Annotated in this window: 13 protein-coding genes; 8 read left to right on the top strand and 5 right to left on the bottom strand. The window is 72.4% G+C overall.

Features of this window, described 5'->3' with window-relative positions; all coding sequences use genetic code 11:
- The first annotated feature begins 56 nt into the window (after positions 1–56).
- A complete protein-coding gene (locus tag ACF07B_RS04225) occupies positions 57–851 on the top strand; it encodes an adenosylcobinamide-GDP ribazoletransferase (RefSeq protein ID WP_392177676.1) in 795 nt (264 codons plus the stop codon).
- A gap of 23 nt (positions 852–874) precedes the next feature.
- Here ACF07B_RS04225 and ACF07B_RS04220 read toward each other — a convergent pair whose 3' ends face one another.
- The 4 genes from ACF07B_RS04220 to ACF07B_RS04205 form a co-directional block, all read right to left on the bottom strand.
- Positions 875–1,522 carry a spherulation-specific family 4 protein gene (locus ACF07B_RS04220; protein ID WP_392177675.1) on the bottom strand — a complete coding sequence of 216 codons (648 nt, stop codon included), beginning with the start codon at positions 1,520–1,522 and terminating at the stop codon, positions 875–877.
- On the bottom strand, positions 1,519–3,147 hold the full coding sequence (locus tag ACF07B_RS04215; protein ID WP_392177674.1) for a hypothetical protein: 1,629 nt from the start codon (positions 3,145–3,147) through the stop codon (positions 1,519–1,521). Before ACF07B_RS04215 ends, ACF07B_RS04220 begins: the two co-directional genes overlap by 4 nt.
- The gene (pelF, locus tag ACF07B_RS04210; protein ID WP_384237159.1) at positions 3,144–4,667 is read right to left on the bottom strand and encodes a GT4 family glycosyltransferase PelF; all 1,524 of its coding nucleotides are present in this window, start codon (positions 4,665–4,667) and stop codon (positions 3,144–3,146) included. Before pelF ends, ACF07B_RS04215 begins: the two co-directional genes overlap by 4 nt.
- Before the next feature lie 125 nt (positions 4,668–4,792).
- Complete coding sequence (locus ACF07B_RS04205) at positions 4,793–6,823, bottom strand: hypothetical protein (protein ID WP_392177673.1); 2,031 nt, start codon at positions 6,821–6,823, stop codon at positions 4,793–4,795.
- Between the two features lie 346 nt (positions 6,824–7,169).
- Between ACF07B_RS04205 and ACF07B_RS04200 the strand changes: the two genes are divergently transcribed.
- The 7 genes from ACF07B_RS04200 to ACF07B_RS04170 all read left to right on the top strand — a co-directional run bounded on the left by ACF07B_RS04200 (position 7,170) and on the right by ACF07B_RS04170 (position 18,186).
- Positions 7,170–8,696 (top strand): leucyl aminopeptidase, encoded by a 1,527-nt coding sequence (locus tag ACF07B_RS04200; RefSeq protein ID WP_362404428.1) that lies wholly within the window; start codon positions 7,170–7,172, stop codon positions 8,694–8,696.
- Between the two features lie 373 nt (positions 8,697–9,069).
- Positions 9,070–10,458 (top strand): dihydrolipoyl dehydrogenase, encoded by a 1,389-nt coding sequence (gene lpdA, locus ACF07B_RS04195; RefSeq protein ID WP_384243247.1) that lies wholly within the window; start codon positions 9,070–9,072, stop codon positions 10,456–10,458.
- 149 nt (positions 10,459–10,607) lie between these two features.
- A complete protein-coding gene (sucB, locus tag ACF07B_RS04190) occupies positions 10,608–12,410 on the top strand; it encodes a 2-oxoglutarate dehydrogenase, E2 component, dihydrolipoamide succinyltransferase (RefSeq protein WP_392177672.1) in 1,803 nt (600 codons plus the stop codon).
- Between the two features lie 374 nt (positions 12,411–12,784).
- The gene (locus ACF07B_RS04185; RefSeq protein ID WP_355983654.1) at positions 12,785–13,408 is read left to right on the top strand and encodes a GntR family transcriptional regulator; all 624 of its coding nucleotides are present in this window, start codon (positions 12,785–12,787) and stop codon (positions 13,406–13,408) included.
- Between the two features lie 296 nt (positions 13,409–13,704).
- Positions 13,705–16,404, top strand: a complete 2,700-nt coding sequence (aceE, locus tag ACF07B_RS04180; RefSeq protein ID WP_392177671.1) for a pyruvate dehydrogenase (acetyl-transferring), homodimeric type — start codon at positions 13,705–13,707, stop codon at positions 16,402–16,404.
- Positions 16,405–16,568: 164 nt separating this feature from the next.
- Positions 16,569–17,540, top strand: coding sequence for a helix-turn-helix transcriptional regulator (locus ACF07B_RS04175; protein ID WP_392177670.1), 972 nt, complete (start codon positions 16,569–16,571; stop codon positions 17,538–17,540).
- A 124-nt stretch (positions 17,541–17,664) separates the two neighbouring features.
- Positions 17,665–18,186, top strand: a complete 522-nt coding sequence (locus tag ACF07B_RS04170) for a DUF4240 domain-containing protein (protein WP_362404458.1) — start codon at positions 17,665–17,667, stop codon at positions 18,184–18,186.
- Between the two features lie 21 nt (positions 18,187–18,207).
- Here the strand turns inward: ACF07B_RS04170 and ACF07B_RS04165 are convergent, their stop codons facing one another.
- Positions 18,208–18,435, bottom strand: coding sequence for a hypothetical protein (locus ACF07B_RS04165; protein ID WP_392177959.1), 228 nt, complete (start codon positions 18,433–18,435; stop codon positions 18,208–18,210).
- Between the last annotated feature and the right edge of the window lie 204 nt (positions 18,436–18,639).

Genomic DNA, 18,639 nt, shown 5'->3' with positions numbered 1-18,639 from the left:
GAACTTTATCCAGAGCCGCCGTATCCGCCCTCCGGGCGTCCGGGTAGCCTGCGCCGATGTCCAAGACCGCCTCCGGCGCCTCGCTGCCCGACAGCCTCCGCTTCGCGTTCGGCACCCTCACCGCGCTCCCGGTGAAGGTGACCCGCTGGGACCGTGACGCGGCGCGCGGCGGGATGCTGTGCGCTCCCCTGGCCGGTCTGGTGGTCGGGGCGGGCGCGGCGCTCTCGGGCGTGACGCTGCTGGCCATGGGATCGGGCGCGCTGCTCGCGGCCGTGGCCACCGCGGCCGTACCGGCCGCGCTGACCCGGGGCCTGCACCTCGACGGTCTCGCCGACACCGCCGACGGACTGGGCAGCGCGAAGCCCGCCGAGGACGCGCTGCGGATCATGAAGCAGTCGGACATCGGGCCGTTCGGCGTGATCACCCTCCTGTTCGTCCTGCTCGCCCAGGTGGCCGCACTGACCCAGGCGTACGAGGTCTCGTGGGGCCGGGGTGTCCTCGCGGCCGTCGTCTCGGCGGCCGCGGCCCGCCTCGCGCTCACGCTCGCCGCCCGCACCGGGGTGCCGGCGGCCCGCCCCGGGGGTCTGGGCGCGGCGGTCGCCGGCACCGTGCCGGTGCGCGGCGCGCTGCTGGTGGCGGTGGCCGTGACCGGCGTGGCGGCGGGTGCCGGCGCGCTCGTGGGGACGTACGACCTCGTGCGCGCCGCGGTGGCGGTGGGCCTGTCGTGTCTGGCCGCCGAACTGCTGCTGCGGCACTGCACCCGGCGCTTCGGCGGGATCACCGGGGATGTGTTCGGCGGCCTGGCGGAGACGGCGGCGACGACCGCGCTCGTGGTTCTCTCGCTGGGCTGACCCCCGCGGTCACGGGGCGGTGATCACGGGGCGGGGGCCAGGCCGTGCGGCAGGGTGCCCCAGGGATGGTCTCCCGTGCCGGGGACCGCGCAGTACAGTCCGGCCCCGCGTTCCCCGGCCAGCGCCGCCGTGTCGGCGTCGGCCGGTGCCGCGTGCACGAGATGGCACAGGCGCGCGCCGGTGCCCGTCCACGGCGGCGGGGGCTTCCTGCGGTAGGTGGCCCAGGTGCCCTCGAAGGTGACGAGGACGTCGGCGATACGGGCGTACGAGGGATGCGGTGCCGTGCCGTGGTTGAGGACGAGGGCGCCGCCTCCCGGTCCCCGCACCGTCGTCGCCAGCCGCCGGTAGTAGTCGAACTCGCCCTCCGTGGCGGCCACCTGGTCCAGGAACACACCGTCGGTGCCGAACCAGTCGCGGTGCCGGGCGAGTTCGCGCCGGACGTCCGCGAGCGGCCTGCGTCCGTACGCCGTGTCGACGTACCCGAGGACCCGGACGTCCGCGGCGCGCAGCCGTCCGGCGACCGCCGCGAACTCCGGGTCCGGGCGGTCGCCGGGGCCGCTGGCGGGGTTGAGCACCACGCCGTACAGCCGGGGCGCTGCGGCGACGAGCGCGTCCCACTCGGCCGGGCGGACGGCGGGGTGTTCGTAGTACGGGACGAGGAGTGCCTTCACCGGTGGGCCGTCACCTTTCCCAGCCGGGCGCCGACGAGCAGGGTCTGGGCTCCCGCCGCCGCGCCGCACACGATCAGGCCCACCCAGTGCGCGTCGCCCGTGTGCGTGGCCAGTGCCGCGGTCTGGGCGAGCGCGGCGGTACAGACGACGGCGGCGGTGCCGGTGACGGCGCCGAAGGACTGGAGCAGCAGCCCGGTCCACATGACCACCCCCAGCAGGAGCAGTCCGCCGAGCCTGACCCCGTCCGCGGCCGCCGGCGCGTGCGGCCACAGCGCGGAGACACCGAGGCCGAGCACGAGCAGGGAGGCGAGATAGCCGGTCAGGCATCTCAGGAGCGCGCCGGCGGAGGCCCGGCGGAAGTTCCTCGCCGAGGTGCTGGAGCGCAGTCCGGCGAGGCTCCCGCTGCGGAACCGGAAGAGCAGCCATTCGGCGGGGCCCATGCTGAGGGTCAGCGCGACCGCGGCCGGAGCGGCGACCGCCGTACGGGCTCCCGTCAGGACGTCTCCGAGCGCCGCGTACAGCACGAGGACACCGCTGCCGAGCCCGAAGAGGGCGTACCCGAGGGTTCCGGCGTGCCGGCGCGCGGCGGACCGGCGGGCGCTCAGCCGCGCGGTGACCGCGGCGAGACGGCCCGGTGCGGTTCCGGTCTTCCCCGCGTCCGGCCGGCCGGTGGAGGCCGCGCGCGGCTCACCGGCCCGCCCGGACGGCTCGGCGCCGCCCCGCAGAGGGCCGTACGGCAGCAGCGCGATCAGTCCCGCGCCCCAGCTCCCCTCGCCCAGTTCGCGTACCGCGGGGGCCACTTCGAGGAGTCCGAGCAGGGCGACCGCCGCCAGGGAGCCCAGCAGCAGGGCCATGCGGGCCAGGTCGGGGACCGGGTGGAACACGGTGACGGCGGCGCCCGCCGTCATGGGGGCCAGGGCGGCGAGCAGCGTGCGCTCCTTGCCCATGACCAGCAGAACGGTGGCCGCGCCCAGGTAGCCGGACTGCCCGGCGGCGAAGGCGACGGCGCCCCGGCCGGCCGATCCCGCCGCCGCGAAGGCCACCAGGGAGCCGAGCAGGACACCGGCCGGGGTGCCGACGAGCAGCGCGCGGCGGGCGGCCGCGCGGTCGCCGAGCCCCATCCAGGTGTACGCGCGGTGGGCGAGCCCCTGGTTCCAGGTCCAGCCGCACAGCGCCCCGGCGAGCATCGGAACGGTGCCGGCCGGGAGTCCGAACGCGCCCTTCGGTCCCGCGAGGAAGGGGGCGGCCAGGACGTAGCCGAGGCCGGGGAGGGCGAAGACGATGCCGCGCAGGAGGCAGCCGATCAGACCGGTCCGCCAGGGGTCGGGGGCCGGTTCCCCCGGCTCGGGATAGCTCCGGTCGACGCGCTCGAACAACTCCTCGGCGAGGGCGAAGGAGTTGGTGACGCCGTACCGTTCGCGGATCTGGTCGTCGGAGAGGCCGTCGGATTCGAGGAGCGCGGCCACCTCGTCGGGATGGACGGCGGCGGTCACGAACTCCGCCAGGTCCGCGGCGAGTTCGTCGATCGGGTCGGGCCGTCCCCAGCTCGTCGAGCGGCGCTGGCTCGGCACCAGGGGTCGGATGGTCTCGGGCGCCCCGGGCCGGGTGCGCAGGGAGCCGCTCACCAGCCGGTCCCGTCCGTGGCGACGGCCTGGTACCAGGGGTCGCGCAGTTCGAGGGTCCAGTCGTCGACGGTCTCCACGGCGGGCTCGTACACCGCGGGCCGGCCCGCCAGTTCCTGGTAGACGGTCCTGAACGCGTCGACGGAACGGCGCAGGGTGAACCGGTCGATGACGCGCTGGCGGGCCAGCTCGCCGAGGTCCAGGCGCCGTTCCTCGTCCCGCAGCAGGGTGAGGGCGGCGGCGGCCATCTTCTCCGGTTCGCGGGGCGGGACGACGATCCCGGTGTCGCCGACCGCCTCCCGCACCCCGCCCACGTCCGTGGAGACCGTCGTACGGCCGCAGGACATGGCTTCGATGATCGAGAACGGGAAGCCCTCCGAGATGGAGGACAGCATGACGACGTGGCCGGCCGCGTAGGCGCGCCACACCTCGGTGATGCGGCCTTCGAAGGTCAGCCCGTCGGTGACGCCCAGTTCGGCGGCGAGCTTCTCCAGACGGGTGCGGTACGCCTCCCCGCCGGGGGGCACGGGACCGAACAACCGCAGCCGGGTCTCGGGGAGTTCGGCGCGCACCATGGCGTACGCGCGAAGGAGGGTCTCCAGGTCCTTGATGGGGTCGACCCGGCCGCACCAGGTGAGGGTGGGCACAGCCGGTTCGGGTCCGGCGTGCGGGAAGGCGTGCGGGTCGACGCCGTTGTAGACCGTGCGGATCCGGTCCCCGTCGGCGCCGCCGCGCTCCTCCCAGCGGCGGTTGTACCGGTTGCAGGGGGTGATGAGGTCGGCGGCGCGGTAGCCGAGGGAGTTCAGCTCGCGGTAGAAGCCGAGCATGAACGCCTTGACGGGCCAGCGCTGTCCGGCGCCGCGGTAGCCGAGGTAGCGCTCGCGCAGATAGATGCCGTGCTCGGTGAGCAGGAACGGGACCCCGTCCAGGTGGTGTGCGACGAGGGCGGGCAGCGTGGCGAGGCCGCTGCTGACCGCGTGGGCGACGGAGTCCTCAGGGATCCGGACGCCGAGCGGGCGCAGCGCGTGTTCCAGCAGGTCCGTCGCCGTGAGCGCGTCGTGCACGGTGGGCCGGGCCGCCGCCGTCGGCAGATGCGGCATGGTCCAGATCCACATCAGCGAGCGCAGCGCCGACTCGCCGCGCAGGGCGGCCGAGAGGCGTCCGTCGCGGGCGAGCGCGGCCAGTTCGTACAGGGCGTCGCCGAAGTCCTCGGGCGAGTCGGGGTCGAGGAAGGAGAGCAGGAAGCGCTCGTAGATCTCGGCGAAGCGCCGCTGGGCGCGGCCCAGTGGCGGGCGTGCGCGGCCGGGGCGCGGTCCCCAGGTCGGTACCCGGGTGTGCCGGTAGACGTTGGGCGGCAGCTCCCAGGTCACGGGTTCGCGGCCGCTGCCGGTGAGCGAGACGATGTGGAAGTCGACCTCCGGCATGCCCTTGATCAGCTGGTCGCACCAGGTGCTGACCCCGCCGTGGACATGTGGGTAGGTGCCTTCGGTGAGCATGGTGACATGACGGCCTGTGCGCATCATGCGTGGTTCCCCCCTGGGACTGTTTCTTCTTCCGGAGAGCCCCCCGGCTCCCCGTCGCACGGCTCACGAGCGCACCCCGGCCGGTCGGGCCGGGGTGCGCGTCGCGAGCCGAGGTGCCGCCGTGCCTACGCGGGCAGGTTCAGCTTGACCGCGGACTGAAGGAGCTCCGGCTTGGTCCAGTCATTGCGCGCTCCCGCGTACGACGTTCCGAACACGGCCGTGCCGACCAGGAGCTGCTTCTTGGTCCCCTCGGGCACGGTCACCGGGATCTGGGTCCCGGACGGGGCGGTGACGGTGACGGTGCTGCCGACGCGGTAGGCCGTGACCTTGTCGCTCGCCAGGGCCGTCTGCCAGTCCGTACGGCGCTGGAGTTCCGTGCCGATCGCGCTCTGGCGGGGGTTCTGCAGCGGGGTGTTGTCGGCGTAGATCGCCTTGTAGTCGGCGAGCACCTTGTCCAGGACCGGGTAGAGGATGCGGCCCTCGGCCAGGTTGGACTGGTGGACGTAGTGCGGACGCGGGTCGTTGCCGATGGCGTGCCCGAGCGCGTTGCGCGCCTCGGCCGGGACGATGTAGTCGGCGTAGCCGGTGGCCGCGTTCAGCGGGGCCGACAGACAGGTCGACGTCGCGTTGCCCTCGCACAGGCCGCTGCCGCCCGCGGCCTTCGAGGTGTAGATGTAGTTGTACTCGTCGGCCATCTCCTCGGGCGTGCCGGCGTTGTAGTAGATGTTCATCGGGTAGCGGGGGACGGTCATCACGCCGTTGCCGACCGAACGCTGCTCGGGCTCACGGGAGTTGTCGGACCCGGTCCACTTGACGCCGTTGTCGGCCATGGCGCGCGCGAGGTTCGGGTTGTCGACGGGCTGCTGGGGCAGCGTCTTGAGGCCCGAGTGCTCGCCGGTCACCAGCTCGGTGCGGTCGGTGGACAGGCCGTGGGAGGCCGCCCAGCTGTTGTTGCTCGCGATCTCCGCCGAGATGTCCGACCGGCTCATGTACTTCGTGGTGCCGTTGGTGTTCTTCGCGCAGGTCCAGGGGACGGTCGTGGTGTCCTGGACGCAGCCGAGGAACAGGTGCGTGTAGGTGTGGTTCATCCAGCGGAACTTGGCCTTGTCGGCGAGCAGCCGGTCCGTGAGGGCGTCGGTGCCGCCGTTCTCGGACTTCCACTGTTCGCCCGCGCCGGCGTTGAAGACCATGTCGAGCGTGAACCCGCGGTCGGCCTCCCACTGGGCGGCGTAGGCGGCGTCGGCCGCGGTCATGCGGATCGGCGTGGTGGTGTCCTCGCCGTTGCCGCCCGCGCAGTCGATGTCGCCCGGGGTGCAGTTGCGCTCGGAGTCCCAGCGGGCGTCGGGCGCGAAGACGTCGTCGACGTGGACGGCGAAGTAGTTCCTGGCCTGCCCGAGGTGCACTCCCTGGGTGAGCCATTCGACGATTCCGCGCGCCAGGACCTTGAACTGCTTCTGGTACTGGTTGTACGCGAAGGTCACCACGAGCTCGCGGCGCCCGTCGTGCTCGTACTGCCCGAGCATCGAACCGCCGCTGGGCGCGTTCAGGTAGCTGGTGAACCCCGTCCTCGGGTGGGCCGCGTAGCCGTAGGTCTCCTGCACGGCCGGGTCGTTGTCCTCGAAGGTCAGCGGTCCGTCGAGGTAGCGGAACGGGCCGGTCGTGCCCGCCGTGGTGATCTGGGAGGTCGTGCCGTCCAGCACGCCGGACCAGCCGCCGTTCTGGTCGGTGTAGTCGAGACCGACCTCGGGGTGGGCCCAGGTGTAGGCGTCGACCTGCGGGATGCCGAACGTCTTCTCGTAGGCCTCCAGCGCGGTCTGTTCGGCCGAACCCGCCCCGAACGGAGCCTCGTTCGGCAGGACGACGCCCTGGTACTTGGCGCGCGGGACGCCGCTCACGGTGTCGCTCAGGAACGTCGCGTTGATGGTCGGGCGGTTCGTGTCGCCCAGGTTGACCGTGGTGTACGGGACACCGGAGTTCTTGAGCTCCGCGGTGATGGCTCCGACCTGGCCCGCGCCGTTGTCCACGACCAGGACCTTGAGATCGATCCGCGGCGTGACCGCCGCGGACGCACCGGGCGCCCCCATGCCCAGTGCCAGGAGTCCGGCGGCCCCCAGGACGGCAGCCGTCCCTCTCCACCGTTGCAGACTCTGTGCCATATGTAGCTTTCTCCCCCTAGAGCATCCCCCACGGGTGGAAACCATGGGGAATCTGTGGAAATCGTGCAAAGCAGTGGACGGCGTGCCCACTGAACACGATGAGTGTGTCTCAGGTCACCGGGAGTGAGGGGCGGGAATACGGCAGGGCGCCACCTGTGGGTGAACGTCCGCAGGAATGAGCGAAACCCGACCCCGAGCGTAGGCTCGTCCCGGGTACTCGCCCGCCCTGTCAGGGGCCCCGGCAAGGACCGCCCCCGAGGACGGATCTAGGGTCAGCCGTCGGGCCCGGTCGACCCACCCCTTCTCGGCCAAACGAACTTTCAATGGAAGCGGAGATCTCACCACCGTGACTGCTCTCACTCTCAGCACCGCCGCAGCGTCGGGTCTGCGGGCCGACGCGATCGTCGTCGGTGTCGCGAAGGGCCCCAAGGGCCCGGTCGTCGCACCGGGCGCCGAGGCCGTGGACAACGCCTATGACGGCGGGCTCGCCGGAATCCTGGAGACCCTCGGGGCCTCGGGTTCCGAGGGCGAGGTGACCAAGCTGCCCGCGCCGTCCGGATTCAAGGCCCCCGTCGTGGTGGCCGTCGGCCTGGGAGCCGTCCCCGAGGACGAGGCCGGCTACGACGCCGAGGCGCTGCGCCGCGCGGCCGGTGTCGCCGCCCGCGCGCTCGCCGGCGCCAAGAAGGCCGCGTTCGCGCTGCCGGTCTCGGACGCCGCCGACGCCGGCGCCGTCGCCGAGGGCGCCCGCCTGGGCGCGTACGGCTTCGACGCGTACAAGGAGACGGGCCGCAACGAGGCCGCCAAGGGCCGCAAGGGTCCGCTCGGCGAGGTGACCGTCCTCGGCGGCAAGCCCCGCGACGCGGCGTACAAGGCGGCCCTCGCGCGCGCCACCGCCGTGACCGAGGAGCTCAACCGCGCCCGCGACCTCGTCAACACCCCGCCGAACGACCTCAACCCGGAGTCCTTCGCCGCCGTCGCCACCGCGGCCGGCAAGGAGCACGGCATCAAGGTGCAGGTGCTCGACGAGAAGGCCCTGGCCAAGGGCGGCTTCGGCGGCATCCTCGGCGTCGGCGCCGGAGCGGTCGCCGGTCCCCGCCTGGTGAAGCTGTCGTACACCTCCTCGAAGGCCAAGAAGCACCTCGCCTTCGTCGGCAAGGGCATCACCTACGACTCGGGCGGCATCTCGCTCAAGCCCGCCGGGCACAACGAGACGATGAAGTGCGACATGGCCGGCGCCGCCGCGGTCTTCGCCGCCGTGGTCACCGCCGCGCGCCTCGGCCTGGAGGTCAACGTCACCGGCTGGCTCGCGCTCGCCGAGAACATGCCGTCCGGTTCCGCCACCCGTCCGGGTGACGTGCTGCGCATGTACAGCGGCAAGACCGTCGAGGTCCTGAACACCGACGCCGAGGGCCGGCTGGTCCTGGCGGACGCGCTGTGGAAGGCGTCCGAGGAGAAGCCGGACGCGATCGTCGACGTGGCGACGCTGACCGGCGCGATGGTGCTGGCGCTCGGCAACCGCACCTTCGGCGTGATGGCCAACGACGACGCGTTCCGCGCCGCGATCGTCGAGGCCGCCGACGAGGTCGGCGAGGAGTCCTGGCCGATGCCGCTGCCCGAGCACCTGCGCAAGGGCATGGACTCCCCCACCGCCGACATCGCCAACATGGGCGAGCGCATGGGCGGCGGCCTGGTCGCCGGCCTGTTCCTGCGCGAGTTCGTCGGCGAGGGCATCACCTGGGCGCACCTGGACATCGCGGGCCCCGCGTTCAACGAGGCCGGCCCGTTCGGCTACACCCCCAAGGGCGGCACCGGTTCCGCGGTCCGCACCCTGGTCCGTCTCGCCGAACTGACGGCGGCCGGCGACCTGGGCTGAGCCCTGAGGCCTGTCCGGCCGAGCGCGTCGCCGCGCGGCGACGCGCTCGGCCGGACAGGCCCTCGTACAGCACACGGCCCCGGGCGTCCGCGCGCCCGGGGCCGCCCGTATGGCCCAACGGAGGTTTCGCCCTCGACGAAATCCGCAGGTTCACCCGACTCCGCACCCCGTCGACGTGATGGATCAGACGTCCCACACACCGGCCCGGCGTCTCGCTCGCCCTCGACAAGTGCGAAGATGGGTTCTCGGCAGGACAGGGCCCCCACCACAGGGCCGTAGAAAGAGCGGCCGGACACCAGCCGACCGACCGGTCAACCGCCCGCAAGGGACAAAGGTGCCCGGCGTAACGGCGCACATGCATGGAGGACGTGACGTGGCGAACGACGCCAGCACCGTTTTCGACCTAGTGATCCTCGGCGGCGGTAGCGGCGGTTACGCCGCGGCGCTGCGCGGAGCGCAGTTGGGCCTGGACGTCGCCCTGATCGAGAAGGACAAGGTCGGCGGTACCTGCCTGCACCGCGGGTGCATCCCCACGAAGGCCCTGCTGCACGCGGGCGAGATCGCCGACCAGGCCCGCGAGAGCGCGCAGTTCGGCGTCAAGGCCACCTTCGAGGGCATCGACGTACCCGCCGTCCACAAGTACAAGGACGGGGTCGTCTCCGGCTTGTACAAGGGGCTGCAGGGTCTCATCGCGTCCCGCAAGGTGACGTACATCGAGGGTGAGGGCCGTCTGTCCTCCCCGACCTCCGTCGACGTGAACGGGCAGCGCGTCCAGGGCCGCCACGTGCTCCTCGCGACCGGCTCCGTGCCGAAGTCGCTGCCGGGCCTGGAGATCGACGGCAACCGCATCATCTCCTCGGACCACGCCCTCGTCCTGGACCGCGTGCCGCAGTCCGCGATCATCCTGGGCGGCGGGGTCATCGGCGTGGAGTTCGCCTCCGCGTGGAAGTCCTTCGGCTCCGAGGTCACGATCATCGAAGGCCTCAAGCACCTCGCGCCCCTCGAGGACGAGAACTCCTCCAAGCTTCTTGAGCGCGCTTTCCGCAAGCGCGGCATCAAGTTCAACCTGGGCACGTTCTTCTCGAAGGCCGAGTACACCCAGAACGGTGTCAAGGTCACCCTCGCCGACGGCAAGGAGTTCGAGGCCGAGGTCCTGCTCGTCGCCGTCGGCCGCGGCCCGGTCTCGGCCGGTCTCGGCTACGAGGAGCAGGGCGTCGCGATGGACCGCGGCTACGTCCTGGTCGACGAGTACATGCGCACGAACGTCCCGACGATCTCCGCCGTCGGCGACCTCGTCCCGACGCTCCAGCTCGCGCACGTCGGCTTCGCCGAGGGCATGCTGGTCGCGGAGCGGCTGGCCGGTCTGAAGACCGTCCCGATCGACTACGACGGCGTCCCGCGCGTGACGTACTGCCACCCCGAGGTCGCCTCCGTCGGCATCACCGAGGCCAAGGCCAAGGAGATCTACGGCGCGGACAAGGTCGTCGCCCTGAAGTACAGCCTCGCGGGCAACGGCAAGAGCAAGATCCTCAACACCTCGGGTGAGATCAAGCTCGTCCAGGTGAAGGACGGTGCCGTGGTCGGCGTCCACATGGTCGGCGACCGCATGGGCGAGCAGGTCGGCGAAGCCCAGCTGATCTACAACTGGGAAGCGCTGCCCGCCGAGGTCGCCCAGCTCATCCACGCCCACCCGACGCAGAACGAGGCGCTCGGCGAGGCCCACCTGGCGCTCGCGGGCAAGCCGCTGCACGCGCACGACTGATCGGCCCGGCCGGGGGGACTCCCCCGGCCACCGGCTGTCCCCAGTCACCGCGTCGAGCAGGGCGCGACGACGACCACAGACTTCCGCACTTCCCCGAGCTCTCGATCCCGGTCGGGCAGGGGAGACCCCAATAAGGAGCAACAGAAACCATGCCGGTTTCCGTAACCCTTCCGGCACTCGGTGAGAGCGTCACCGAGGGCACTGTCACCCGCTGGCTGAAGGCCGAGGGCGAGCGCGTCGAGGCCGACGAGCCGCTGCTGGAGGTGTCGACGGACAAGGTCGACACCGAGATCCCCTCCCCCGCCGCCGGCATCCTGGCGTCCATCAAGGTCGCCGAGGACGAGACCGTCGAGGTCGGCGCCGAGCTGGCCGTCATCGACGACGGCACGGGCGCGCCCGCCGCCGCCCCGGCTCCCGCCGCCGAGCCGGCCCCGGCCGCCGCTCCGGAGCCGGCCCCGCAGGCGACCCCGTCCGCCGAGGCCGCCGCCCCCGCGCCGGCCCCGACCGCCGAGGCCGCCGCCGGCGGTGGCTCCGCCGAGGGCACGGACGTCGTCCTGCCCGCGCTGGGCGAGTCGGTCACCGAGGGCACCGTCACCCGCTGGCTGAAGGAGGTCGGCGAGGAGGTCGCGGAGGACGAGCCCCTGCTCGAGGTCTCCACGGACAAGGTCGACACCGAGATCCCCGCGCCGGTCGCCGGCGTGCTGCTGGAGATCGTCGTCGGCGAGGACGAGACCGCGGAGGTCGGCGCGAAGCTGGCCGTCATCGGCGCTCCGGGCGCGGCTCCGGCCCCCGCCGCTCCGGCCGCCCCCGCCGCCCCGGCCCCGGCTGCTCCGGCCCCCGCCGCCCCGGCCCCGGCTGCTCCGGCTCCGGCCCCGGCTGCTCCGGCCGCCCCGGCCGCCGCCGCCCCGGCTCCGGTCCAGCCGGCCGCTCCGGTCGCGCCCGCCGCCCCGGCCCCCGCGCCGGTGGCCGCGCCCGCCCCCGTCACCCCCGCTCCGGCGCCCGCCGCGACCGCCGGTGACGACGGCGCGTACGTGACCCCGCTGGTGCGCAAGCTCGCCGCCGAGAACGGCGTCGACCTGGCCGCCGTCAAGGGCACCGGCGTCGGCGGCCGTATCCGCAAGCAGGACGTCGTCGCCGCCGCCGAGGCCGCGAAGGCCGCCGCCAAGGCTCAGGCTCCGGCCGCCGCCCCGGCCGCCGCCGCCAAGAAGGCCCCGGTCCTGGAGGTCTCCCCGCTGCGCGGCCAGACCGTCAAGATGACCCGCATCCGCAAGGTCATCGGCGACAACATGGTGAAGGCCCTGCACGAGCAGGCGCAGCTGTCCTCGGTCGTCGAGGTCGACATCACCAAGCTGATGCGGCTCCGCGCGCAGGCGAAGGACTCCTTCGCGGCCCGCGAGGGCGTCAAGCTCTCCCCGATGCCGTTCTTCGTGAAGGCGGCGGCCCAGGCGCTGAAGGCCCACCCGGCCGTCAACGCCCGGATCAACGTGGACGAGGGCACGATCACCTACTTCGACACCGAGAACGTCGGTATCGCGGTGGACTCGGAGAAGGGCCTGATGACCCCGGTCATCAAGCGCGCGGGCGACCTGAACATCGCCGGTATCGCCAAGGCCACCGCCGACCTGGCGGGCAAGGTCCGGGCGAACAAGATCACTCCGGACGAGCTGTCCGGCGCGACCTTCACCATCTCCAACACCGGCTCGCGCGGCGCGCTCTTCGACACGATCATCGTGCCGCCGAACCAGGTCGCGATCCTGGGCATCGGTGCCACGGTCAAGCGTCCGGCCGTCATCGAGACGGAGGAGGGCACCGTGATCGGTGTCCGCGACATGACCTACCTGACGCTCTCCTACGACCACCGTCTGGTGGACGGCGCCGACGCCGCCCGCTACCTGACCGCGGTCAAGACGATCCTGGAAGCGGGCGAGTTCGAGGTCGAGCTCGGCCTGTAACCCGCACCGCACGCAGCACGCTGACACGGCACCCCCGTCCGGACCTCCGGGCGGGGGTGCCGTGTTTTCCCGCTCCGGACCTCCAGGCCTCTGGATCTCCGGACATCCGGGCGGACGTGCGGTGTTTCCCCGGGGCCGGGTTCCCGCGGCCGCCGTTCTTGCGCCGGGGCCCGCGTCCGGCGATCACATCGGCGGTACGAATCCGGACTCGACCCGGTACGAGCCCCTACGGCCGGGAACACTCCGACAGCGTGTAAGCCTCGTCTCACCTGCGGGAAAGCGCCGCCATGCGCCCCTCACCGACCGAGCCACGGCCTTATTGTCTAAAGGTCAAACGCCCTCGGGGTCCCGCCACCCCTGTCAAAGGAGCCTTCATGACCGCGCCCGTCGTCCACTCGCTGCGCGAACAGATCCGCGAGCACATCGTGGAGGGGATCGTCAGCGGGCGCTGGAAGCCGGGCGAGCGGATCGTGGAGCGGCGGATCGCCACCGAGCTGGAGGTCAGCCAGACCCCGGTGCGCGAGGCGCTGCGCGAGCTGGAGTCGCTGCGGCTGATCGAGTCGGCGCCGAACAAGGGCGTCCGGGTGCGGAACCTGACGGCCGCCGACCTGGAGGAGAGCTACCCCGTACGAGCCGGTCTGGAGGCCATCGCGGCGGAGCTGGCGGCCGGCCGGCTGGCGGAGGACTGCTCAGCCCTCGAACCCCATGTGGCGGCGCTGTACGAGGCCGACCGGCTGGCCGACGGGACCGGTCAGGTGCGGCACACCGTGGGCTTCCACCGCGAGCTGGTCCGGGCGGCCGGGAACTCCGTGCTCCTGCACACCTGGGAGGGCCTGGGCATCGAGGTCTTCACGGCCCTGTCCATCCGCTGGCTCGGGACCGTGCAGCAGTCGTACGCGGAGGAGCACGAGGCCCTCGTGGACGCCTTCCGGCGGCGCGACCCGCTGATCGCCGACCTCGTGAAGGCCCACGTCCTCGGTTGCGCCCCGCGCCCGTGAGGGACGCGCCGACGACATCGGCGCAGGGGAGCACACCCGCGCTCAACCGTGCTCCCACCTGCGAAAACCGTCACTTTTCACGGCACCCGGTGCCTGTCCCCAAGGCACCCCGTGCCGACTTTCCGATCTGAAGAGGATTTCCCCCGGATTCCTTTGATCGATCATCGATCAGGGGGTTACAGTCCTCGACGGGCTCCTACAAGAGCCCGCCGCCCTGTCCTGCCATAGACCAAGGGCACCCCCCGAAAACCCCTTGCCGACGAGGGAACCCCCCTCCGCATCCGGAAGGCGGCGCAATGACCGACCCCACCGCAATCCAGCCGAGCGAGCTCGACCAGCTCCCGGACCGCGACCCCGAGGAGACCGCCGAGTGGCAGGCCTCCCTGGACGCCGTGACCCAGGCGGCCGGGCCGCACCGTGCCGCGTACCTGATGCGCCGCACGCTGGAGCGCGCCGAGGGCAACGGTCTCGCGCTGCCCAAGCTGCTGGAGACCGACTACGTCAACACCATCCCCACCGCCGCCGAACCCGTCGTGGACGGCGACGAGGCGATGGAGACCCGGATCACCGCGTGGAACCGCTGGAACGCGGCCGCGATGGTGACCCGGGGCGCGAAGCACGGCGTCGGCGGCCACATCGCCACCTTCGCCTCCGCGGCCTGGCTCTACGAGACCGGCTTCAACCACTTCTTCAAGGGCAAGGAGGGGGACGGCTCCGGTGACCAGCTCTACATCCAGGGCCACGCCTCCCCCGGCATCTACGCCCGCGCCTTCCTCGACGGACGCCTGAACGAGCAGCACCTGGACAACTTCCGCCAGGAAGCGGGCGGCAACGGTCTCCCGTCGTACCCGCACCCGCGCCGGCTGCCCTGGCTGTGGGAGTTCCCGACCGTCTCCATGGGCCTCGGCCCGCTGTCGGCGATCTACCAGGCCCGCTTCAACCGCTACCTCACCAACCGCGCCATCAAGGACGTCTCCGCGTCGCACGTGTGGGCGTTCCTCGGTGACGGCGAGATGGACGAGCCGGAGTCGACGGCGGCACTCGCGCTCGCCGCCCGCGAGGGTCTGGACAACCTGACCTTCGTCATCAACTGCAACCTCCAGCGCCTCGACGGCCCGGTCCGCGCGAACTTCAAGATCGTGCAGGAGCTGGAGGCGCAGTTCCGCGGCGCCGGCTGGAACGTCGTGAAGTCGCTGTGGGGCTCGGCCTGGGACGAGCTGTTCCAGCTCGACACCACGGGCGCGCTCGTCCGCCGCCTGCGCCAGGTGCCCGACGCGCAGGTGCAGACGTACCAGACCCGCGACGCCGCCTACATCCGCCAGGACTTCTTCGGCGCCGACCCGGCGCTCGCCGAGATGGCGAAGCTGCTGAGCGACGACAAGATCCTGGAGTGCTTCCACCTCTCCCGCGGTGGCCACGAGTCCCGCAAGGTGTACGCGGCCTACCGTGCCGCCCTCGCCCACAAGGGCGCGCCGACGGTGATCCTGGCCCAGACGGTCAAGGGTCACACCCTCGGCCCGGGCTTCGCGTCGAAGAACGCCAACCACCAGATGAAGAAGCTGTCGACGGACGAGTTCAAGCAGATGCGTGATCTGCTCGAACTGCCCATCTCCGACAGCCAGTTCGTCGACGGTGTGGTGCCCTACGGCCACCCGGGCGCCGACTCCCCCGAGGTCCGTTACCTCCAGGAGCGCCGCGCGGCCCTCGGCGGTCCGGCCCCGGCCCGCCGCACGCACGCCCTGGCCCCGCTGCCGGCCCCCGCCGACAAGACGTTCGCGTCCTTCGACAAGGGCTCCGGCACGCAGAACCTGGCGACGACGATGGCGTTCGTCCGCCTCGTCAAGGACCTGGTCCGCGACAAGCAGACCGGCCGCCGCTGGGTACCGATCGTCCCGGACGAGGCCCGTACCTTCGGTATGGAGTCGCTCTTCCCGTCGCTGGGCATCTACTCGCCCAAGGGCCAGACGTACGAGCCGGTCGACCGCGACCAGCTGATGTACTACAAGGAGGCCAAGGACGGCCAGATCCTCAACGAGGGGATCACCGAGGCCGGTTCCATGGCGGACTTCATCGCCGCGTCCAGCGCGTACTCCACGCACGGCGAGGCGATGATCCCCTTCTACATCTTCTACTCGATGTTCGGCTGGCAGCGCACGGCCGACCAGATGTGGCAGCTCGGCGACCAGCTCGGCCGAGGCTTCCTCGTCGGCGCCACCGCCGGCCGTACGACCCTGACCGGTGAGGGCCTTCAGCACGCCGACGGCCACTCCCCCGTCATCGCGGCGACGAACCCGGCGGCGCTCTCCTACGACCCGGCGTTCGCGTACGAGATCGCGGCGATCGTCAAGGACGGTCTGCGCCGGATGTACGGCGAGGCCGCCCCGGGCGAGGACCAGGACGTCTTCTACTACCTGACCGTCTACAACGAGCCGATGCCGCAGCCCGCCAAGCCGGCCGGTGTCGACGAGGGCATCCTCAAGGGCCTGTACCGCTTCAACACGGCGGAGTCGGCGGGCCTGAACGTGGCCGCGGCGAACGCCCCGCGCATCCAGCTGATCGGGTCCGGCACGGCGATCCACTGGACCCTTCAGGCCCAGAAGCTGCTCGCCGAGGAGTGGGGCGTGGCCGCCGACGTGTGGTCCGCGACCTCCTGGACCGAGCTGCGCCGTGACGCGCTGGAGGCCGACGCGGCCCTGCTGCGCGGCGAGGAGCGGGTGCCGTTCGTCCGCCAGGCGCTTCAGGGCGCCGAGGGCCCGGTGCTCGCGGTCTCCGACTACATGCGCCAGGTCCCGGACCAGATCGCGCAGTGGGTCGAGCAGGACTGGTCCTCGCTCGGTGCCGACGGCTTCGGTCTCTCGGACACGCGTGTGGCGGCCCGCCGTCACTTCGGCGTGGACGCCCAGTCGATCGTCGTCGCCGCGCTGGCGCAGCTCGCCCGCCGCGGCGAGGTCAAGGCGTCGGCCGTGAAGGAGGCCCGGGAGCGCTACGGCCTGTAGTGCCCGGGGGTTGAGCACGGAGAAGGGGTACGGCGGTCGCCGTACCCCTTCTCGCTGTCCCGGATCCTTGCGCGGCCGCCCGGCGCGGCGAGCCGCGGACGCCCGGACCTCGCGGGATGGGCGCCCGCCCGGTCGTTGTCAGTGGTGCCCGGCATCATGAACCCATGCGTGCCGCTCGTCTGATCAAGATGGTGCTGCTGCTCCAGACCCGGGCGTCGATGACCGCCGCCGAGCTGGCGCGGGAGCTGGAGGTGTCCGAGCGCACGGTCGCCCGGGACGCGCAGGCGCTGTCGGAGGCGGGAATTCCGGTCTACGCGGACCGGGGCCGGGCCGGCGGCTACCGCCTGGTCGGCGGGTACCGCACGCGGCTGACGGGACTGGCGCGGAGCGAGGCGGAGGCACTGTTCCTGAGCGGGGTGCCGGGGGCGCTGCGCGACATGGGCCTTCAGGACTCGGCGTCGGCGGCCCGGCTGAAGGTGTCGGCGGCACTGATGCCCTCCGCGCAAGGTGCCTCGCGATCGGTGGCGCAGCGCTTCCATCTGGACGCGCCCGCCTGGTTCAGCGAGCCGCTGACGCCCGAGCTGCTGCCCGCGCTCGCGGACGCGGTGTGGGACGACCGCCCGGTCCTCGCGCGCTACCGGCGCGGCGGGTCGGAGGCGGAGCGGACCCTCGAACCGTACGGGCTCGTCCTGAAGGCGGGGCTCTGGTACCTGTGCGCGCGGGTGCCGGACGCGGAGGCCTTCCGGGTGTACAGGATCGACCGGTTCACCGCCGTCGACCCCGGCGCGGAGCGGTTCCGGCGGGACGACGGCTTCGATCTGCCGGCGTTCTGGGAGGAGCGGGCCGAGGAGTTCGCCCGGTCCGTCCTGCGGTCCGAGGCCGTCGTACGGCTGTCCCCGGAGGGCGTACGACTGCTGCCGTACGCCCTCGATCCCGCCTCGGCGAAGGAGGGGCTCGGTACGTCCGGCGCCCCGGACGGGCGGGGCTGGGTGACCCTCACCCTGCCGGTCGAGTCCGAGGAGGTCGCCCGTGTACAACTGCGGGGGCTCGGCCCCGAGGTGGAGGTGCTCGCTCCGGAGGCGCTGCGGAGACGCTGCGCCGAGGACGCGGCCGCGGCGGCGGCGCTCTACGGGTGACGCGGGCCTCCGCCCGCCGGAAATGCGCAGGAACCCGGCGGTTTTACCTTCGGCATGTGCATGCATAACAATCTGCGCCGCTCCACGTGCGTCCCTCCCGCCCAGGCCCGATGCTGGACCCGTGATGGACGAGACGGAGTTCTGGCAGCTGGTGGACACGACCCGCGAGACTGCCGAGGGCGACCCCGAGGAACAGGCGGATCTGCTCGTCGAGCGGCTCGTCCAGCTGGACCCGGACTCCGTCCTGGACTTCTCCCGGCACTTCGAGTCCCGCTACAACCGCGCGTACCGCTGGGATCTGTGGGGTGCGGCCTGGGTGCTGCTCGACGGGGCCAGCGACGACGCCTTCGACTTCTTCCGGTGCTGGCTGATCGGCCAGGGCCGGGAGGTCTTCGAGGGGGCGATGCACGACCCCGACACGCTCGCCGAGCTCCTGGACGACTTCGACGAGGAGATCGACGGAGACGGCGAGGAGCTGGGGTACGCGGCCGACGAGGCCTACGAGCAGCTGACCGGTGCCGTCGCCCCCTCCCTCGGTATCCCGGCCGCCGCCGCCGAGCCCGAGGGCACCCCGCTGGAGTTCGAGAACGAGTCCGTCATCGCGGGGCGCTACCCCAAACTGTGGGAGCGTTTCAGGGAGGACTGACGGGCCGGCCGCCCCGGTGTGTCAGGGCGTGCCCGCGCGGCTCCGGGGTACGGCCGGCAGGCGCGTCCGGTCGGCGGGGACGTACGCCCGCGGACCGTCGGCTCGCGCCGTGTGATGCCGCGGGGCCGCGTTGGCCTGGTCCAGTGCGGACGCCGTGACCGCCGCCGGGCCCAGGACGACCGTGGCCACGGCGCACAGCACCGCCCACGGACCACGCGCCGCGCTCACCCGTCCTCCCGCCGGCTCCACGGCCCGCGTGTCCTGCCCGCCCGTGGTGCGCCCCGCGTGCGCCCCGCCGACCGCCCCGCGCGCGGGCTCCCCCCGACTGATCCTCATGATCCCCGCCTCCGGTCCGTGCCTGCGACGCCCTGTGGCGACGTACGCGGAACGGTAGGGTGCGCGGCTCGGGAGAGTCTGTGAGCGGCCCGGGACGCGCCTGTGACCGCCGGAGGT

It is taken from the genome of Streptomyces sp. NPDC015532, assembly GCF_043078065.1.
Taxonomy (GTDB): Bacteria; Actinomycetota; Actinomycetes; order Streptomycetales; family Streptomycetaceae; genus Streptomyces.
The sequence above is the reverse complement of the archived record's forward strand: the minus strand, read 5'-3'. Positions and strand labels throughout refer to the sequence as shown.

Coding starts and splice junctions, on each gene's coding strand:
- ACF07B_RS04185 (WP_355983654.1), top strand. CDS start 12,785: ATGACCGCGCCCGTCGTCCACTCGCTGCGCGAACAGATCCGCGAGCAC.
- pelF (WP_384237159.1), bottom strand. CDS start 4,667: ATGATGCGCACAGGCCGTCATGTCACCATGCTCACCGAAGGCACCTAC.
- ACF07B_RS04225 (WP_392177676.1), top strand. CDS start 57: ATGTCCAAGACCGCCTCCGGCGCCTCGCTGCCCGACAGCCTCCGCTTC.
- ACF07B_RS04175 (WP_392177670.1), top strand. CDS start 16,569: ATGCGTGCCGCTCGTCTGATCAAGATGGTGCTGCTGCTCCAGACCCGG.
- aceE (WP_392177671.1), top strand. CDS start 13,705: ATGACCGACCCCACCGCAATCCAGCCGAGCGAGCTCGACCAGCTCCCG.
- ACF07B_RS04205 (WP_392177673.1), bottom strand. CDS start 6,823: ATGGCACAGAGTCTGCAACGGTGGAGAGGGACGGCTGCCGTCCTGGGG.
- sucB (WP_392177672.1), top strand. CDS start 10,608: ATGCCGGTTTCCGTAACCCTTCCGGCACTCGGTGAGAGCGTCACCGAG.
- ACF07B_RS04170 (WP_362404458.1), top strand. CDS start 17,665: ATGGACGAGACGGAGTTCTGGCAGCTGGTGGACACGACCCGCGAGACT.